Raw genomic sequence first — 17,846 nt, forward strand, 5'->3', positions numbered from 1 at the left:
AGCATTGCGTAAAAAAATCACTGGATACAGTATGGTACCGTTAACGTTTCTTCGAAAAAAAGCCGCGCACAGCGTGCCCCTCCTGCTGGCAGCCCTGATCTTTACCGGCTGCGGCACCCAGGCACCTGACCAGAGCACTGCTCATATGCAGGGATCCGCTCAGGCTGATTCTGGCTTTTATCTGCAACAAATGTCGCAGAGTACAAATGATACCAGGATCAACTGGCAATTACTCGCCATTCGTGCACTGCTGAAAGAAGGGAAAACCAAGCAGGCCGCCGAGCTGTTCAGCCAGCTGCCGCAGGATCTTAACGACACTCAGCGCCATGAGCAGACGCTGCTGTCAGCAGAACTGAAGGTCGCGCAAAAAGATTACGACGGCGCGAAGAAGATCCTCGGCACCATCGATCTCAGCACGCTGGATAAAAACCAGCAGGCCCGTTTCTGGCAGGCCGGTATCACCGCTGAGCAGGGCCGCCCTTCCCTGACGCTACTCCGCGCGCTGATAGCCCAGGAGCCTCTGCTCGCGGGTGCGGACAAGCAGAAAAATATTGATGCAACCTGGCAGGCGCTCGCCTCCATGACCCAGGATCAGGCCAAAGCGCTGGTAATCAACGCCGATGAAAATGTTCTGCAAGGCTGGCTGGATCTGCAACAGATGTGGTTCAACAACCGCAGCGATCCGAACATGCTGAAAGCTGGCATTACCGACTGGCAAAAGCGTTACCCGCAAAACCCGGGAGCGAAAATGCTGCCAACGCAGCTGGTGAACGTGCAAAACTTTAAGCCCGCCTCCACCAGCAAAATCGCCCTACTGCTGCCGTTAAACGGTCAGGCAGCGGTGTTTGGTCGCGCCATTCAGCAAGGTTTCGAAGCCGCGAAAAACGGCACTACCGCCGTCAGCGGTAGCGCGGTTCCGACCCAGGCAGCACAGGCGGCGAATGTGAATGACGTAGTCAGCCCGTCCGCCGCCGAAACCAGCGACCTGACCACCGCGCAAACCCCTGCGCAGGGCACCATGCAGAATCCGGTTACCGCCCCAACGACGCAGCCCGCTCCCCCTGCGCCTGCGGCAACACAGGCCCCGGCTGAAACACCGGCGCCCGCGACGGCAGAACAACCTCAGCCGCAAACCGAGCAGCCGGAACAGCAGCCAGCAACCCAGCCGCAGGCTGTGGCCACCACCAGCGCTAACCCTGGTGCAGAGTTGAAAATCTACGACACCAGCGCCCAGCCGCTTGACCAGGTGCTGGCGCAGGTTCAGCAGGACGGGGCCAGCATCGTTGTCGGTCCGCTGTTGAAAAACAACGTGGAAGCGCTGATGAAGAGCAACACCACGCTGAACGTGCTGGCGCTTAACCAGCCTGAGCAGGTTCAGAACCGCGCCAATATCTGTTACTTCGCCCTCTCTCCGGAGGATGAAGCCCGCGATGCGGCCCGTCATATTCACGAGCAGGGCAAGCAGGCGCCGCTGCTGTTGATCCCACGCAGCACGCTGGGCGATCGCGTTGCCAACGCGTTTGCGCAAGAGTGGCAGACCCTTGGCGGTGGCGTGGTGTTGCAGCAGAAATTTGGCTCAGCTTCCGAACTGAGAGCGGGCGTGAACGGCGGGGCAGGTATTGCCCTCAACGGTAGCCCGGTATCCGCCAGCCTGCCGCAGCAGCAGAGCGTCACCATCGGCGGTCTGACGATCCCGGCGCCCCCTACCGACGCGCAAATCAGCGGCGGCGGTAAAGTGGATTCGGCGTACATCGTCGCTACGCCGGAAGAGATCGCCTTTATCAAACCGATGATCGCCATGCGTAACGGCAGCCAGAGCGGCGCAACGCTCTACGCCAGCTCACGCAGCGCACAGGGTACCGCAGGCCCGGATTTCCGTCTGGAAATGGAAGGACTGCAATACAGCGAGATCCCGATGCTGGCAGGCAGCAACCCGCAGTTGATGCAGCAGGCGCTGGGCGCGGTGCGCAATGACTATTCCCTAGCGCGTCTGTACGCGATGGGCGTCGATGCCTGGGCGCTGGCAAACCACTTCACCCAGATGCGCCAGGTACCGGGCTTCGAGCTTAACGGGAATACCGGCGATCTGACCGCCGATCAGGATTGTGTGATTAACAGGAAGTTATCATGGCTCAAATACCAGCAGGGGCAGATTGTCCCGGCCAGTTAAGCCGTAAACAGACCGGCGACGCGTGGGAGTTAAAGGCGCGTCGCTGGCTTGAAGGCAAAGGACTGCGCTTTGTCGCCGCCAACGTTCGCGGGCGCGGCGGCGAGATTGACCTGATCATGAAAGACGGTCAGACCATCGTGTTTGTTGAAGTTCGCTACCGACAGTCGTCCCGTTTTGGCGGTGCTGCCGCCAGCGTGACGCTCGCCAAACAACAAAAATTATTACAGACTGCCCACTTGTGGCTTGCCCGCCATAATGGGAGTTTTGATACTGTGGATTGCCGTTTCGATGTGGTAGCCTTCACCGGAAATGCGATCGACTGGCTTAAAAACGCGTTTGGCGAAGACGCATAAATAAGATTTTAAAGGGATACCGTGCTCGAACGAATTAAAGTGTGCTTCACAGAAAGCATTCAAACGCAGATTGCCGCGGCGGAAGCCCTTCCGGACGCGATCTCGCGTGCAGCGATGACACTGGTTCAGTCGCTGCTCAACGGCAACAAAATCCTCTGTTGTGGCAATGGCACGTCCGCCGCCAACGCACAGCATTTTGCTGCCAGCATGATTAATCGCTTTGAAACCGAGCGCCCGAGTTTACCTGCCATTGCACTAAACACCGATAACGTGGTCTTAACTGCGATTGCCAACGATCGTCTGCATGACGAAATCTACGCCAAGCAGGTGCGCGCCTTAGGCCATGCCGGAGACGTGCTGCTGGCGATCTCCACGCGCGGTAACAGCCGGGATATCGTTAAAGCGGTTGAAGCGGCAGTGACCCGGGATATGACGATTGTCGCCCTGACCGGTTACGACGGCGGTGAGCTGGCTGGCCTGCTGGGGCCGCAGGATGTGGAGATCCGCATTCCTTCGCACCGTAGCGCCCGCATCCAGGAGATGCATATGCTCACGGTGAACTGCTTATGCGATCTGATCGATAACACGCTTTTCCCTCACCAGGATGATTAAGGAGTTCTCATGAAGGTTTTATCGGCCCTTGCAGTCGTGATGTCTGCATTACTGCTTCAGGGATGCATCGCTGCCGCTGTAGTCGGCACCGCAGCGGTCGGCACCAAAGCAGCGACCGATCCGCGTACCGTTGGGACGCAGGTGGATGACGGTACGCTTGAGCTGCGCGTAAACAGTGCGCTGTCGAAAGACGAGCAGATCAAGAAGGAAGCACGCATCAACGTGACGGCTTATCAGGGCAAAGTGCTGCTGGCAGGCCAGGCGCCAAATCCTGAACTCGCCTCGCGCGCCAAACAGATCGCGATGGGTGTGGAAGGCACGGCGGAAGTGTATAACGAGATCCGCCAGGGCCAGCCGATTGGTCTCGGCACCGCGTCATCTGATACCTGGATCACCACCAAAGTGCGTTCCCAGCTGCTGGGTACCGACCAGGTGAAATCCTCAAACGTGAAAGTGACCACGGAGAACGGCGAAGTGTTCCTGCTGGGTCTGGTGACGGAACGTGAAGGGAAAGCGGCAGCGGATATCGCCAGCCGGGTGAGCGGCGTGAAACACGTCACCACCGCCTTTACTTACATTAAGTAATTCCCACCTGGCTACAGGCCCGGTAAGCGCTAGCGCCACCGGGCTTTTTTTCACACAAGCGCCATACTCCCCACAATCACTCCACTCAACGCCACCAGCCCCGCAGTCAGCCACAGCGCTTTCGCCGGGAATGATTTACGCAGCATGATAAGCGACGGCAGACTCACCGCCGGCAGCGTGATGAGCAGCGCCAGCGCTGGTGCGGTCCCCATACCGGCCATCATCATGGTCTGAATAATCGGGATCTCCGCCGCGGTTGGGATCACGAACAGGCAACCGGCCACCGCCATCGCAATCACCCACATCAGCGTGTTGTCGATAGCGCCATCCGCATGCGGGAACAGCCAGACGCGCGCGGCCCCCAGCACCAGTACGGCCAGGATATAGACCGGAATGGTGCTCCAGAAAAGCTGCCACAGCGCTTTGCCCCAGCGAGCAAAGAAACTGCCCTGCGGCTCGCTGACGTCCAGCTCAACGGAAGCAGACCCGGCCTCGTTGTCTTTCACCAGGTGCTGCACCAGCGTAGCGACAAGCACCACCGTCAGCAGGCCAGCCGCCAGACGGATAAACGCGAAATGCCAGCCGAGAACGAAGCCCATAAACACCAGCGTTGCCGGATTCAGCAGTGGGTTACCCATCCAGAAGGCAAGCGCGCCGCCCATCGACACGCGCTGTCGGCGCATACCCGCCGCCACCGGTGCGGCGCAGCAGGAACACATCATGCCCGGCAGGGAGAAAATCGTCCCCAGCAGCGTGCCCTGCAAGCGCGGCTGTCCCAGGGTTTTCACCAGCCAGTTACGCGGGATAAGTACCTGAATCAGCGAGCCCAGCAATACGCCCAATACCGCCGCTTTCCAGACGGCAAGAAAATAGACCATTGCGTAATCCCACGCCGCGCGTAGCGGGCTGGAATCGGCCTGTGCGAGAATCGATTTACCGATGCTGTGGGTGTCGGCGGCGGTGAAGGCTTTACCGTAGTACGGCTGCCATTTCACATACCAGAGGCCAATGATGACCACGAGAAAGAAGAGTGCGGGCTTCCACCACTGAACAGGTGTTGCCGCCTGAGATGAAGACTGACCAGTCATACCATTCCCCGGAAGGTGTTATTTAATAAGCCGGGGAAGTTTACGCCTCGCCCTGCGCGATTTCACGCAGTTTTGCCGAAGGGATAATATTAACCCCCTCCTGCGACGGAGCCAGCGCCTCTTTTAGCATCGCCAGCGCGACATCCCGCGCCTCGATGGACTTCCAGTTACCCGGCAGAATGCGAAACAGCGGAGCGAAAAAAGACTCGTTAAAACGACGTTCGTCACGGTGCCCCATCAGCATGGAAGGCCGCGCGATGGTCAGGCGCTCCCATTTCTGCGCGATTAACGCCTCTTCCATTTTGCCCTTCACCTGGTTGTAAAAAAACGGCGAGCCTGCGTTCGCGCCGTGCGCGCTGACCACCAGGAAATGTTTTGCGCCCAGCTTTTTCGCCGTCAGGGCGGTATCCACCACCAGCGTGTAATCCGCATGGACAAAAGCTTCTTTACTGCCCGCTTCCCGTCGGGTGGTGCCAAGGCAGCAAAAGGCGATATCAATGGGATCCTGCACCTGCGCCAGCGCGTCGGTGAGCTGTGGATCGTGCGGGTTATAGACGCCGGTGATATCCAACAGCGGGCGACGCGTCGGGGCGGCGATATAATTGATATGCCGATCCTGGATCAGCAGCCGCAGCAGATGTCCACCCACCAGCCCGGTTGCGCCGGTAATCAGTACCTGACTCATCTTATCCCCTTTACAGAATTGTCCGTTTGCGTTCTGGGCCTGCTCTACCACACTTAAAAGTCTGTTACAGGTAAGTATTTACCACAAACGGGAAAAAAACAGTCTGAAGCGAAAACAACGGAGGAAGCATGGGTAAAAAAATCGCAGTCTTGATTACCGACGAGTTTGAAGATTCAGAATTTACGTCGCCAGTAGAGGCATTCCGCAAGGCGGGCCACGAGGTGGTCACCATCGAGAAAGAAGCGGGTAAAACCGTGAAGGGCCATAAGGGCGAAGCCAGCGTGACCATTGACGAATCCATTGATAACGTCAGCCCGTCGGATTTCGACGCCCTGCTGTTACCGGGCGGCCATTCACCGGATTCCCTGCGCGGAGACGAGCGTTTCGTCACCTTTACCCGTGACTTCGTCGGCACCGGTAAACCGGTATTTGCCATTTGCCACGGTCCGCAGCTGCTGATCAGCGCCGAGGTGGTACGCGGGCGTAAGCTCACCGCGGTGAAGCCGATCGTTATCGATCTGAAAAACGCGGGAGCCGAGTTCTACGATCAGGAAGTGGTGAACGATAACGATCAGCTGATCACCAGCCGTACACCGGACGATCTGCCGGCGTTTAACCGTGAAGCGCTACGCCTGCTCGGCGCGTAACCAGTGCAGCTTTTTACCAAAGCCCAGGGTGTTGTCGGTAAATTTCAGCTCATCAAGGCGGATTTCCCACACCGGGGCTTTTAGCGCCGCAGCCACCGGGAAGCGGCGCGTATAGCGTTTACGTTGCGCGTCGCTCTCCTTCCCTTCCAGGCGACGAATTTCACCTTTGAACTGGACCCCGCGGATCAGCGCAACAGTTTTAGGCTGACCGTTTACCGTACCTGCCACTTTTGCCTGCTGGCCCGTCATCTGCGCATGCCGCGTTTTGTCTTCGCTCATTACGTAAAAGGCCACGCGCTCGGGATCGTAGTAATAAAAGGCATTTGCGCACCACATCTCCTCGTCTTTACAGACGCACCAGGTCACGACATGCTGCTTTGCCAGCCAGCGGTTAATGGCGGCCAGTGTTTCCATTTTCGCTCTCTCTCATGCTATGGTGCGTTCACCTTAACATACTGAATCTGTTTACTGTGTGCTGGTTTCTCTATCTTGTCCGAACCGCTGATAACGCACTCTACACCGGGATCACTACCGATGTGGCACGGCGTTTTTTACAACATCAAACGGGGAAAGGGGCGAAAGCACTACGGGGGAAAGGTGAACTTCAGTTAGCGTTTTCAGCCGCCGTGGGCGACAGATCCCTGGCGCTCAGGCTGGAATACCGCATCAAGCAGCTGACAAAGCGCCAGAAAGAGCGTCTCGTCAACGGGGACGGCTCTTTCGAGGCGCTACGCGAAAGCCTGCTTAAAAACGATTGAAATGATCGTGGTACTCCACCAGACCGGTAACGCCGTCGAGCGCATCATCTGCCAGATGATGCACCTGGAAAGATGTTTCCGTGCCCGGCCAGTGGCAGCGCAGATCGTATCTGGACGCTGGCTCAAAACCTAAACGTTCGTAGAACGCCGGATCGCCCAGAACGACGACAGCGGCATAGCCAAATTCATTCAGTGAATCCAGTCCTTCATAGACCAGCTGGCGCGCCAGGCCCTGGCCACGGTAGTTTTCATCCACCGCCAACGGCGCCATGCCGACCCACTGCAACTCTTCACCCTGCACAATCACCGGGCTGAAGGCCACGTAGCCGACCACCTGCCCTTCATCGTCAGTGGCAACCAGGCCCAGCGTAATCAGGCCATCTTCGCGAAGATCGTGAACCAGTTGGGCTTCGGCGTCGCCTGCAAAAGAGCGGCGTAACAACGCATCGATACCCGGCGCATCAATCCCAATTTCGACTCGAATCAGCATGGTTCACCTACTGAAGTGTGTTTACTGTCCGGCGGGGTTTTTAGCCCGGCCTCAACGAAATCTGCCATTTGCATCAACATCATACGCAGCGCTTTCGGCATCTGCTCCAGCTCAATGGCATCCATTAAATTTTTGACGTACAGACCGAGCTCCGTGTCGCCTTCAATCACCAGACGACGCTGGAAGAAGAGGGTGTCCGGATCCTGTTTGCGCGCGGCGATCATCAGCAGATCGCTGGCATCCGCGCTAAAGCTGACATCCGCCTCGGCGGTTTCACGGACAATTAGCCGATCGTTCTCAACGGAAGTAAACCAGCGCAACCCGATATCGCGCACTTCAATCTTTAACCAGCGGCCTTCCAGAAACTCCAGCTCACCGTCCTGTAGCGCCTGGCGGAACTGCCAGCTCAGTACCTGCTCCAGCACCTGGCGTTTAAGCGCGAACGGCGCCAGTTTTACCGGCACGCTCAGCATTGATGGACCAAATTGTACGAGACGTGAACGCAGTTTATCCAGCACGAGCTTTACTCCCTGATAGCTATAGTCCTGCTATTTTGCCATATCCCGACAAGAAGATAGCGGCGTAAATCAACAAACCGTTGTCCGGTGTACCTCATTATTGGTGCCATCAATACGCCATTAGCTGCCTTAAATCAAAAATTGTCGCGTATGGGTTAATTAAAATCCCAGCTCGTTAACATTTTTTACGATCCCTGCGATCGACAACATCGGGATAAATTATGGAGCTGCTCTGCCCTGCCGGAAACCTTCCGGCGCTTAAGGCGGCCATCGAAAATGGGGCCGATGCGGTCTATATCGGGCTGAAAGATGATACCAACGCCCGCCATTTTGCGGGTCTTAACTTTACGGAGAAAAAGCTTCAGGAAGCCGTTAACTTCGTCCACCAGCACCGGCGCAAACTGCACATCGCCATCAATACCTTTGCCCATCCTGATGGCTATGCCCGCTGGCAGCGCGCCGTGGATATGGCGGCCCAGCTGGGCGCCGATGCGCTGATCCTGGCCGACCTCGCCATGCTTGAGTATGCGGCAGAACGTTATCCGCATATTGAGCGCCATGTCTCTGTTCAGGCATCGGCCACCAATGAAGAGGCCGTCCGTTTTTATCATCGACACTTTGACGTGGCTCGCGTGGTGCTGCCGCGCGTACTCTCTATTCATCAGGTTAAGCAACTGGCGCGCGTCACGCCAGTGCCGCTGGAGGTTTTTGCCTTCGGCAGCCTGTGCATCATGGCCGAAGGCCGCTGCTATCTTTCCTCGTATTTGACCGGCGAATCGCCAAATACCGTCGGCGCCTGCTCGCCTGCCCGCTTCGTTCGCTGGCAGCAAACGCCGCAGGGGCTGGAGTCGCGCCTGAATGACGTGTTAATTGACCGCTATCAGGACGGTGAAAACGCGGGCTACCCGACGCTGTGCAAAGGCCGATATCTGGTGGACGGCGAGCGCTACCACGCGCTGGAGGAGCCCACCAGCCTCAACACGCTGGAACTGCTGCCAGAGCTGCTGGCCGCCAATATTGCCTCGGTGAAAATCGAAGGCCGCCAGCGCAGCCCGGCCTACGTGAGCCAGGTGGCAAAGGTGTGGCGTCAGGCCATCGACCGCTGCATGGCGGACCCGCAAAACTACGCCCCGCAGGCGGCATGGATGGAGACGCTCGGCGCGATGTCCGAAGGCACCCAAACCACGCTCGGCGCGTATCACCGTAAATGGCAGTGAGATAATCATGAAATATTCATTAGGGCCGGTGCTTTACTACTGGCCAAAAGAGACGCTGGAAGATTTTTACCAGCAGGCGGCTAACAGCAGCGCCGATGTGATTTACCTCGGCGAAGCGGTGTGCAGCAAGCGCCGCGCCACCAAAGTGGGCGACTGGCTGGATATGGCGAAAAGCCTGGCCGGCAGCGGCAAGCAGGTGGTGCTCTCGACGCTGGCGCTGGTGCAGGCGTCCTCTGAACTGGGCGAGCTGAAGCGCTACGTCGAAAACGGTGAGTTCCTGCTGGAGGCGAGCGACCTGGGCGTGGTGAACATGTGCGCCGAACGTAAGCTGCCGTTTGTCGCCGGACATGCCCTGAACTGCTATAACGCCGTGACCCTGCGCCTGCTGCTCAAACAGGGGATGACCCGCTGGTGCATGCCGGTTGAACTCTCCCGCGACTGGCTGGCCAACCTGCTTACACAGTGCGAAGAGCTGGGCATTCGCAACAAGTTTGAAGTGGAAGTTCTGAGCTATGGGCATCTGCCGCTGGCCTACTCTGCCCGCTGCTTCACCGCACGTTCCGAAGATCGTCCGAAAGACGAGTGCGAAACCTGCTGCATTAAGTACCCGAACGGACGCAGCATGCTGTCGCAGGAGAATCAGCAGGTGTTTGTTCTTAACGGCATTCAGACCATGAGCGGTTACGTCTATAACCTCGGCAACGAACTGGCGTCAATGCACGGGCTGGTGGATATGGTGCGGCTTTCGCCGCTTGATACCGGCGTTTTCGCGATGCTGGACGCCTTCCGCGCCAACGAAAACGGCGCCTCGCCGCTGCCGTTGACCGCAAACAGCGACTGCAACGGTTACTGGCGACGTCTCGCCGGGCTGGAATTGCAGGCGTAAAAAAAGCTCACTTTGTTAACAACGGTTATCATTTTTTAATGCAGTATTAAAGATTGACCGTCGACAAAGTGAGCTGTTATGACTGACAAAACCATTCCGTTTTCGGTGCTGGATCTGGCGCCGATCCCACAAGGCTCCTCGGCCAGAGAAGCCTTCACGCACTCTCTCGATCTTGCTCAGCTTGCCGAAAAGCGCGGCTATCATCGCTACTGGCTGGCGGAGCACCACAATATGGTGGGCATCGCCAGCGCCGCCACCTCGGTGCTGATTGGCTATCTGGCGGCGAATACCACCACACTGCACCTGGGCTCCGGCGGCGTGATGCTGCCAAACCACGCCCCGCTGGTGATTGCTGAGCAGTTCGGGACGCTGAATACCCTCTATCCGGGCCGTATTGATCTAGGGCTTGGCCGCGCGCCGGGCAGCGACCAGCCGACCATGCGCGCCCTGCGTCGCCATATGAGCGGCGATATCGATAACTTCCCGCGCGATGTGGCGGAGCTGGTGGACTGGTTTGACGCGCGGGATCCGAACCCGCACGTGCGTCCTGTGCCGGGGTACGGGGAAAAGATCCCGGTATGGCTGTTAGGCTCAAGTCTGTACAGCGCGCAGCTCGCCGCCCAGTTGGGGCTGCCGTTTGCGTTTGCCTCGCATTTCGCACCGGATATGCTGCATCAGGCGCTGCATCTCTACCGCACGCACTTCAAACCGTCCGAGCGTCTGGAGAAACCGTACGCGATGGTCTGTATCAATATCATTGCCGCCGACAGCAACCGCGACGCGGAATTCCTGTTCACCTCCATGCAGCAGGCGTTTGTGAAGCTGCGTCGCGGTGAGACGGGCCAGTTGCCGCCGCCAGTAGAGAATATGCATCAGCTGTGGTCGGCCTCCGAGCAGTATGGCGTGCAGCAGGCTCTGAGTATGTCGCTGGTAGGTGATAAGGCGAAAGTGCGTCACGGGCTGGAGTCGGTGCTGCGTGAAACCCAGGCGGATGAGATTATGGTTAACGGCCAGATTTTCGATCACCAGGCGCGTCTGCATTCGTTTGATTTGGCAATGCAGGTGAAAGAGGAGTTGGTGGGGTAGTTTTTTGCTATACCCGGTGGCGCTTCGCTTACCGGGCCTACGGGATCGCGTAGGCCGGATAAGGCGTAGCCGCCATCCGGCACAAAAACTTACTGATATACCGGCAACAGGTTAAAACTCGACAGCACGTGGACCACCGCGTTGCCGATACCAAATACCAGAATCAGCGCAATCATCGGCTTTCCGCCCCAGACGCGGAATTTCGGGCTGCCGAAGCGCTTACGTGATTTGCGCGCCAGCAGCGCCGGTACAATCGCCGCCCAGATGGTGGCCGCCAGTCCCGCATAGCCGATGGCGTACAGGAAACCGTTCGGCCACAGCAGGCCGCCCACAATCGGCGGCAGGAAGGTCAACAGCGCCGTTTTGAAGCGCCCCGTCGCAGAGTCATCAAAACCAAACAGATCCGCCAGGTAGTCAAACAGGCCCAGCGTCACGCCGAGGAATGAACTCGCCACCGCAAAGTTCGAGAAGACCACCAGAAGCAGATCCAGGCTGCGGCTGTTCAGCACGCCGCCCAGCGCCTGTACCAGCACATCAATGTTACCGCCCTTCTGCGCAATGCCGATAAATTCCGGACGCGGGATGTTACCCATCGTCCCCAGCAGCCAGATCACATACAGCGCCAGCGCCAGCAGCGTGCCGTAAACCAGGCATTTCACGATGGTGCGCGGATCCTTGCCGTAGTACTTCATCAGGCTCGGTACGTTACCGTGGTAGCCAAACGACGCCAGACAGAACGGCAGGGTCATCAGCAGGTACGGCGTATAAGAGGTGTTCGTTTCGGCAACGTTAAACAGCGTGGCCGGCGTGACGTGCCCCAGCAGGCTGCCGAAGGTAAGAAAGAAGGTGATGACCTTTGCGCCCAGCACGATTGCCGTCATGCGGCTGACCGCTTTGGTGCTCATCCAGACGATAAACGCCACGCCCAGCGCGAAGCAGAGACCCGCCAGACGCGCCGGAACGTTCAGCGACATCTCTGAGAAGGTGTGATGCAGAATCGACCCGCTCGCTGAAATGTACGCGTAGGTCAGGATATAGAGTACAAACGCGATGGACAGCCCGTTCACCAGGTTCCAGCCTTTGCCCAACAGATCCCGGGTGAGGGTGTCGAAGCTGGAGCCAATGCGGTAGTTCAGGTTTGCTTCAAGGATCATCAGCCCGGAATGGAGCATGCAGAACCAGGTGAAAACCAGCGCCGCCAGCGACCAGAAGAACCACGCACCGGACATGACCACAGGCAGGGAAAACATCCCGGCACCAATGATGGTTCCGCCGATGATCACCACGCCGCCAAGCAGCGAAGGTGACGTTTGGGTGGTGGTTAGTGTTGCCATGCGGCCTTATCTCCAGTGAAAAATGTGGTTCTGCATTTTAGTGTGTTGCACTGTACCAGTACAAGAGTACAAAAGGAATAAAAAAAGCCCCGATAGCGACTATCGGGGCTGTATATTTTACTTTACGTCAGAAGCGAAAGGCTTACGCGTCACCGAAACGACGACGGCTGGCACCTTCTTCACGGCGTGGACCACGGTTTTCGCGGCGCTCGCCGGAGAAACGACGGCCTTCACCACCGCGACCTTCGCTGCGACCGCCTTCACGACGCTCGCCACCGAAACCGCGACCACCGCCACGACGTTCGCCGCCACGGTCAGGACGTGGCTGTGCATCGCCCAGCAGCTGCATGTTCATCGGCTTGTTCAGGATGCGGGTGCGAGTAAAGTGTTGCAGTACTTCGCCCGGCATGCCTTTTGGCAGCTCGATGGTGGAGTGGGAACCGAACAGCTTGATGTTACCAATGTAACGGCTGCTGATGTCGCCTTCGTTAGCGATCGCGCCAACGATGTGACGAACTTCAACACCATCATCACGGCCCACTTCAATGCGATACAGTTCCATTTCGCCAGCGTCACGACGCTCGCGACGTGGACGGTCTTCACCACCACGCTCTGGACGGTCACCGCGTGGACCACGGTCGTTACGGTCGCCACGACGTTCGAAACGATCGTCACGGTCACGGAACTCACGCTTAGGACGCATCGGCGCATCAGGTGGCACGATCAGGCTACGTTCGCCCTGCGCCATTTTCAGCAGTGCTGCGGCCAGGGTTTCCATGTCCAGCTCTTCGCCTTCAGCGACAGGCTGGATCTGGGACAGCAGCGCACGGTACTGATCCAGATCGCTGCTTTCCAGCTGCTGCTGTACTTTCGCGGCGAATTTTTCCAGACGGCGTTTGCCCAGCAGTTCTGCGTTTGGCAGCTCAGCTTCTGGAATGGTCAGCTTCATGGTGCGTTCAATGTTACGCAGCAGACGACGCTCGCGGTTCTCAACGAACAGCAGCGCACGGCCTGCACGACCCGCACGACCGGTACGGCCGATACGGTGAACGTAAGACTCGGAGTCCATTGGGATATCGTAGTTTACAACCAGGCTGATACGCTCAACGTCCAGGCCACGTGCTGCCACGTCGGTTGCAATCAGGATATCCAGACGACCGTCTTTCAGACGCTCCAGAGTCTGCTCACGCAGGGCCTGGTTCATGTCGCCGTTCAGCGCTGCGCTGTTGTAGCCGCTACGCTCCAGGGCTTCAGCCACTTCCAGGGTCGCGTTTTTGGTACGTACGAAGATAATCGCCGCATCAAAATCTTCCGCTTCCAGGAAACGGACCAGCGCTTCGTTTTTGCGCATGCCGTATACAGACCAGTAGCTCTGGCTGATGTCCGGGCGAGTGGTCACGCTGGACTGAATGCGCACTTCCTGCGGCTCTTTCATGAAGCGGCGGGTAATGCGACGGATCGCTTCTGGCATAGTTGCAGAGAACAGAGCGGTCTGATGACCTTCCGGGATCTGCGCCATGATGGTTTCTACGTCTTCGATGAAGCCCATACGCAGCATTTCATCGGCTTCGTCCAGTACCAGGCCGCTCAGTTTAGAGAGGTCCAGGGTACCGCGCTTCAGGTGATCCAGCAGACGGCCCGGCGTACCGACAACAATTTGTGGGCCCTGGCGCAGGGCGCGTAACTGCACGTCATAACGCTGGCCGCCGTACAGGGCTACCACGTTTACGCCGCGCATATGTTTAGAGAATTCCGTCATGGCTTCAGCAACCTGAACAGCCAGTTCACGGGTTGGAGCCAGGACGAGGATCTGCGGCGCGCGCAGGTCCGGATCAATGTTGTTCAGCAGCGGCAGCGAGAATGCTGCGGTTTTACCGCTACCAGTCTGGGCCATGCCCAGCACGTCACGACCAGAAAGCAGGTGTGGGATACACTCAGCCTGGATCGGAGATGGTTTTTCGTAACCCAGATCGTTAAGGGCTTCAAGGATAGGAGCCTTCAGGCCCAGATCTGCAAAAGTGGTTTCGAATTCAGCCATGTAGTACAAGTGCCTCGATATTAATGGCGGCCAGTCTACTTAGCTCATCGTGAAAATGATTAGCAATTTTCATTGAAAAGTGTGAACCGGCTCAAATTAGGTGTATTGACGAACAACAACGCCCTCACCAGTGAAGGTGATGGCAATCAAAAGATTACGGGCTGATGTTTATGTCGTCAGCTATTGCTGGTCCGATTCTGCCAGGTCGTCTTGCTCCTGGCCCAAGAGCGATAATTCCAACAATGCATAACGGTGCTCAACGAAGTTATGTACGTTGTTAGCAACCGCTAATTTGAACAGTGCCGTAGCGCTGTCCATATCCCCCAGACTTAGGTAGTACTTACCTAAATAGAAGTTGGTTTCACTGAGATGCTCAGCGAGCGAGGTGTTATCCGTTGCGTCCGCCTTGAGGCGTTCCATCAGCGTTGCTTCGCTAATGTTGCCCAGGTAGAACTCGACAATGTTCCATCCCCACTGTTCCTTGTCCGATTTCTCGAAGCGCTGTTTCAGTGCTTCTTTGGCCTGCTTCTCATCAAGCTTCTGCTCAACGATGTAAAGCCACAGGCTGCGGAAAGGATCATTAGGATCGTCTTGATAAAACGCCAGCAGATCATCTTGCGCTAACTTATCACGTCCGCCGTAATACAATGCGATACCGCGATTCAAGTGCGCGTAGTTGTAAGTTGGATCAAGCTCAAGTACAGAATCAAACGCTTCATAGGCAGCATCAAAATTGCCTGCCTGCGTTAAATAAATGCCTAAGTAATTGAATACTTCAGGCATATCAGGTCGAATCGCCAGCGCTTGTGAAAAATCATTTCGCGCCAGTGCCCTCAGACCGAGACTATCATACAACACTCCGCGCTCATATAAAAGCTGTGCGCGTTCGTCATCGGTTAAAGCCCGACTGGCAAGTATTTGTTCCATGCGTGCCAGAATGACTTCCTGCTGCAAAGTCGGTTGCAATGGCACTGCGAGGACTTCGCTCTTACGCCAGGCAGAGTTGCTGCATCCTGCCAGCGTTAAAGCTGTCGCAACGAAACACCAGCGCAAAAAAGGCTTCATTTCCCACTCCCGAAGACAACTATTGGATGAACGTCCTGTCCCCCGGCGGCTTAACAAGGCGTCCTGCCTGATAATAAGCCCTCCGCCTGCGCGGAGGGCAAATGGCAACCTTACTCGCCTTGCTGTTCAGCAGCCGGAGCTTCCGGCGCCGCAGCAGGCTGAGACTGCTCGGTTGCTTCTTTAATGCTCAGACGGATACGGCCCTGGCGGTCAACTTCCAGAACTTTCACCGGTACTTCCTGACCCATTTGCAGGTAATCGGTCACTTTCTCAACGCGCTTGTCAGCGATCTGAGAGATGTGTACCAGACCTTCTTTACCGCCACCGATGGCAACGAATGCGCCAAAGTCAACGATACGGGTCACTTTACCATTGTAGATACGGCCCACTTCGATTTCTGCCGTGATCTCTTCGATACGACGGATAGCGTATTTCGCTTTCTCGCCGTCGGTTGCTGCGATCTTCACAGTACCGTCATCTTCGATTTCGATGGTGGTGCCCGTTTCTTCGGTCAGTGCACGGATAACGGAACCGCCCTTACCGATAACATCTTTGATCTTGTCTGGATTGATCTTGATGGTGTGAATACGCGGAGCGAATTCAGAGATATCACCGCGTGGCGCGTTGATAGCCTGTTCCATCACGCCCAGGATGTGCAGACGCGCACCTTTAGCCTGGTTCAGAGCAACCTGCATGATCTCTTTGGTGATACCTTCAATTTTGATATCCATCTGCAAGGCAGAGATACCGTCGCGGGAACCCGCCACTTTGAAGTCCATATCACCCAGGTGGTCTTCATCACCCAGAATGTCAGACAGAACAACGTAGTTGTCGCCTTCTTTCACCAGACCCATTGCGATACCCGCAACGGCGGCTTTAATTGGCACGCCTGCATCCATCAGCGCCAGAGAAGCGCCACACACGGAAGCCATGGAAGAAGAACCGTTGGATTCAGTGATTTCAGACACCACACGTACGGTGTACGGGAATTTGTCTGCTTCTGGCATCACTGCCAGCACGCCGCGCTTCGCCAGACGACCGTGACCAATTTCACGACGCTTCGGTGAGCCAACCATACCGGTTTCGCCCACAGAGTACGGAGGGAAGTTGTAGTGGAACAGGAAGCTGTCAGTGCGCTCGCCCATCAGTTCGTCGATGATCTGTGCGTCACGTGCAGTACCCAGGGTCGCGGTTACCAGCGCCTGCGTTTCACCACGGGTGAACAGCGCAGAACCGTGAGTACGTGGCAGTACGCCAGTACGCACGTCCAGACCACGGATCATGTCTTTTTCACGGCCATCAATACGCGGCTCGCCTGCCAGTACGCGGCTACGAACAACGTTTTTCTCGATGGCATGCAGGATTTCACCAATTTCGTTAGCGTCCAGCGTTTCGTCTTCGGCAACCAGGGTCGCGGTTACTTCAGATTTGATCACATCAACCTGAGCATAGCGCTCCTGTTTGTCGGTGATGCGGTATGCGTCGCTCAGACGAGATTCTGCCAGTGCAGCAACGCGTGCGTTCAGCGCGTCGTTGGCCGCTTCTGGCTGCCAGTCCCAACGTGGTTTACCGGCTTCTTTCACCAGGTCGTTGATGTTCTGGATAACAACCTGCTGCTGGTCGTGGCCGAAGACCACAGCGCCCAGCATCTGGTCTTCGCTCAGCAGTTCAGCTTCGGATTCAACCATCAGCACCGCGGCTTCAGTACCGGCGACAACCAGGTCCAGCTTACTCTCTTTCAGCTCTTCCTGAGTTGGGTTCAGCACGTACTGATCATTGATGTAACCCACGCGCGCAGCACCGATTGGACCATTGAATGGAATACCAGACAGTGACAGGGCAGCAGACGCACCGATCATCGCAACGATGTCCGGGTTAACCTGCGGGTTAACGGAAACAACGGTTGCGATAACCTGCACTTCGTTCACGAAGCCTTCCGGGAACAGCGGACGAACCGGGCGGTCAATCAGACGCGCGATCAGGGTTTCGCCTTCGCTTGGACGGCCTTCACGACGGAAGAAGCCACCTGGGATTTTACCGGCAGCGTAGGTACGCTCCTGGTAGTTAACGGTCAGTGGGAAGAAGTCCTGACCTGGTTTAGCTTTTTTCTGGCCAACTACGGTAACGAATACAGCAGTGTCATCCATGCTTACCATAACGGCAGCAGTAGCCTGACGCGCCATCATGCCGGTTTCCAGCGTGACGGTATGCTGACCATACTGGAATTTACGAACGATCGGATTCAGCAAAGTTCTGTCCTTTCTTAAATGTTTGAAAGCACACCTCAGGTGTGCTGACGATTTAACCCGACCTT

At 56.9% G+C, this 17,846-nt stretch carries 19 protein-coding genes; 9 read left to right on the plus strand and 10 right to left on the minus strand.

Annotated features, from left to right (window positions below; all coding sequences use genetic code 11):
• The first annotated feature begins 31 nt into the window (after nt 1–31).
• The 4 genes from L384_RS18085 to dolP are packed head-to-tail and all read left to right on the plus strand — an operon-like array spanning nt 32 to nt 3,720.
• A complete protein-coding gene (locus L384_RS18085) occupies nt 32–2,170 on the plus strand; it encodes a penicillin-binding protein activator (RefSeq protein WP_023323781.1) in 2,139 nt (712 codons plus the stop codon).
• Nucleotides 2,128–2,523, plus strand: a complete 396-nt coding sequence (locus L384_RS18080; protein ID WP_003861751.1) for a YraN family protein — start codon at nt 2,128–2,130, stop codon at nt 2,521–2,523. Before L384_RS18085 ends, L384_RS18080 begins: the two co-directional genes overlap by 43 nt.
• Nucleotides 2,524–2,544: 21 nt before the next feature.
• Nucleotides 2,545–3,135, plus strand: coding sequence for a DnaA initiator-associating protein DiaA (gene diaA, locus L384_RS18075; protein WP_003861754.1), 591 nt, complete (start codon nt 2,545–2,547; stop codon nt 3,133–3,135).
• A gap of 9 nt (nt 3,136–3,144) precedes the next feature.
• Nucleotides 3,145–3,720, plus strand: coding sequence for a division/outer membrane stress-associated lipid-binding lipoprotein (dolP, locus tag L384_RS18070; RefSeq protein WP_003861756.1), 576 nt, complete (start codon nt 3,145–3,147; stop codon nt 3,718–3,720).
• 50 nt (nt 3,721–3,770) lie between these two features.
• Here dolP and L384_RS18065 read toward each other — a convergent pair whose 3' ends face one another.
• Both L384_RS18065 and L384_RS18060 read right to left on the minus strand, forming a co-directional pair.
• Nucleotides 3,771–4,808, minus strand: coding sequence for a permease (locus L384_RS18065; RefSeq protein WP_003861758.1), 1,038 nt, complete (start codon nt 4,806–4,808; stop codon nt 3,771–3,773).
• Between the two features lie 40 nt (nt 4,809–4,848).
• The gene (locus L384_RS18060; RefSeq protein ID WP_023304489.1) at nt 4,849–5,493 is read right to left on the minus strand and encodes an NAD(P)H-binding protein; all 645 of its coding nucleotides are present in this window, start codon (nt 5,491–5,493) and stop codon (nt 4,849–4,851) included.
• 128 nt (nt 5,494–5,621) lie between these two features.
• On the opposite strand from L384_RS18060, the gene L384_RS18055 reads away from it, so the two are divergent.
• Nucleotides 5,622–6,140, plus strand: a complete 519-nt coding sequence (locus L384_RS18055) for a type 1 glutamine amidotransferase domain-containing protein (protein WP_023323782.1) — start codon at nt 5,622–5,624, stop codon at nt 6,138–6,140.
• On the opposite strand, the gene L384_RS18050 is transcribed toward L384_RS18055, so the two are convergent.
• The gene (locus L384_RS18050; protein ID WP_023314902.1) at nt 6,120–6,554 is read right to left on the minus strand and encodes a YhbP family protein; all 435 of its coding nucleotides are present in this window, start codon (nt 6,552–6,554) and stop codon (nt 6,120–6,122) included. The two genes, L384_RS18055 and L384_RS18050, sit on opposite strands and share 21 nt — an antisense overlap.
• A gap of 14 nt (nt 6,555–6,568) precedes the next feature.
• On the opposite strand from L384_RS18050, the gene L384_RS18045 reads away from it, so the two are divergent.
• On the plus strand, nt 6,569–6,898 hold the full coding sequence (locus L384_RS18045) for a GIY-YIG nuclease family protein (protein WP_003861768.1): 330 nt from the start codon (nt 6,569–6,571) through the stop codon (nt 6,896–6,898).
• Here L384_RS18045 and L384_RS18040 read toward each other — a convergent pair.
• Both L384_RS18040 and L384_RS18035 read right to left on the minus strand, forming a co-directional pair.
• Nucleotides 6,885–7,388, minus strand: a complete 504-nt coding sequence (locus tag L384_RS18040) for a GNAT family N-acetyltransferase (protein WP_023323783.1) — start codon at nt 7,386–7,388, stop codon at nt 6,885–6,887. The genes L384_RS18045 and L384_RS18040 overlap by 14 nt on opposite strands.
• On the minus strand, nt 7,382–7,906 hold the full coding sequence (locus L384_RS18035; RefSeq protein WP_003861771.1) for a ubiquinone anaerobic biosynthesis accessory factor UbiT: 525 nt from the start codon (nt 7,904–7,906) through the stop codon (nt 7,382–7,384). Before L384_RS18035 ends, L384_RS18040 begins: the two co-directional genes overlap by 7 nt.
• 221 nt (nt 7,907–8,127) lie before the next feature.
• On the opposite strand from L384_RS18035, the gene L384_RS18030 reads away from it, so the two are divergent.
• From L384_RS18030 to L384_RS18020, 3 genes are all read left to right on the plus strand, one after another.
• Nucleotides 8,128–9,123 carry a ubiquinone anaerobic biosynthesis protein UbiU gene (locus L384_RS18030; RefSeq protein WP_003861773.1) on the plus strand — a complete coding sequence of 332 codons (996 nt, stop codon included), beginning with the start codon at nt 8,128–8,130 and terminating at the stop codon, nt 9,121–9,123.
• A gap of 7 nt (nt 9,124–9,130) precedes the next feature.
• Nucleotides 9,131–10,009 carry a U32 family peptidase gene (locus tag L384_RS18025; RefSeq protein WP_023323784.1) on the plus strand — a complete coding sequence of 293 codons (879 nt, stop codon included), beginning with the start codon at nt 9,131–9,133 and terminating at the stop codon, nt 10,007–10,009.
• Between the two features lie 78 nt (nt 10,010–10,087).
• On the plus strand, nt 10,088–11,095 hold the full coding sequence (locus L384_RS18020; RefSeq protein ID WP_003861777.1) for a luciferase-like monooxygenase: 1,008 nt from the start codon (nt 10,088–10,090) through the stop codon (nt 11,093–11,095).
• Nucleotides 11,096–11,184: 89 nt separating this feature from the next.
• On the opposite strand, the gene mtr is transcribed toward L384_RS18020, so the two are convergent.
• From mtr to pnp, 5 genes are all read right to left on the minus strand, one after another.
• The gene (mtr, locus tag L384_RS18015; RefSeq protein WP_003861779.1) at nt 11,185–12,429 is read right to left on the minus strand and encodes a tryptophan permease; all 1,245 of its coding nucleotides are present in this window, start codon (nt 12,427–12,429) and stop codon (nt 11,185–11,187) included.
• Between the two features lie 142 nt (nt 12,430–12,571).
• Entirely contained in the window at nt 12,572–14,467 is a 1,896-nt protein-coding gene (locus L384_RS18010) for a DEAD/DEAH family ATP-dependent RNA helicase (protein WP_003861780.1), read from the minus strand.
• The gene (gene yrbN, locus L384_RS22400) at nt 14,460–14,540 is read right to left on the minus strand and encodes a protein YrbN (RefSeq protein ID WP_097397692.1); all 81 of its coding nucleotides are present in this window, start codon (nt 14,538–14,540) and stop codon (nt 14,460–14,462) included. The genes L384_RS18010 and yrbN overlap by 8 nt, the downstream gene beginning before the upstream one ends.
• Before the next feature lie 107 nt (nt 14,541–14,647).
• On the minus strand, nt 14,648–15,532 hold the full coding sequence (nlpI, locus tag L384_RS18005) for a lipoprotein NlpI (protein ID WP_003861782.1): 885 nt from the start codon (nt 15,530–15,532) through the stop codon (nt 14,648–14,650).
• Between the two features lie 110 nt (nt 15,533–15,642).
• On the minus strand, nt 15,643–17,781 hold the full coding sequence (gene pnp, locus L384_RS18000; protein WP_003861786.1) for a polyribonucleotide nucleotidyltransferase: 2,139 nt from the start codon (nt 17,779–17,781) through the stop codon (nt 15,643–15,645).
• Nucleotides 17,782–17,846 lie beyond the last annotated feature (65 nt).

Source organism: Enterobacter sp. MGH 38, from assembly GCF_000492855.1.
GTDB classification, from domain to species: Bacteria; Pseudomonadota; Gammaproteobacteria; order Enterobacterales; family Enterobacteriaceae; genus Enterobacter; species Enterobacter hormaechei_C.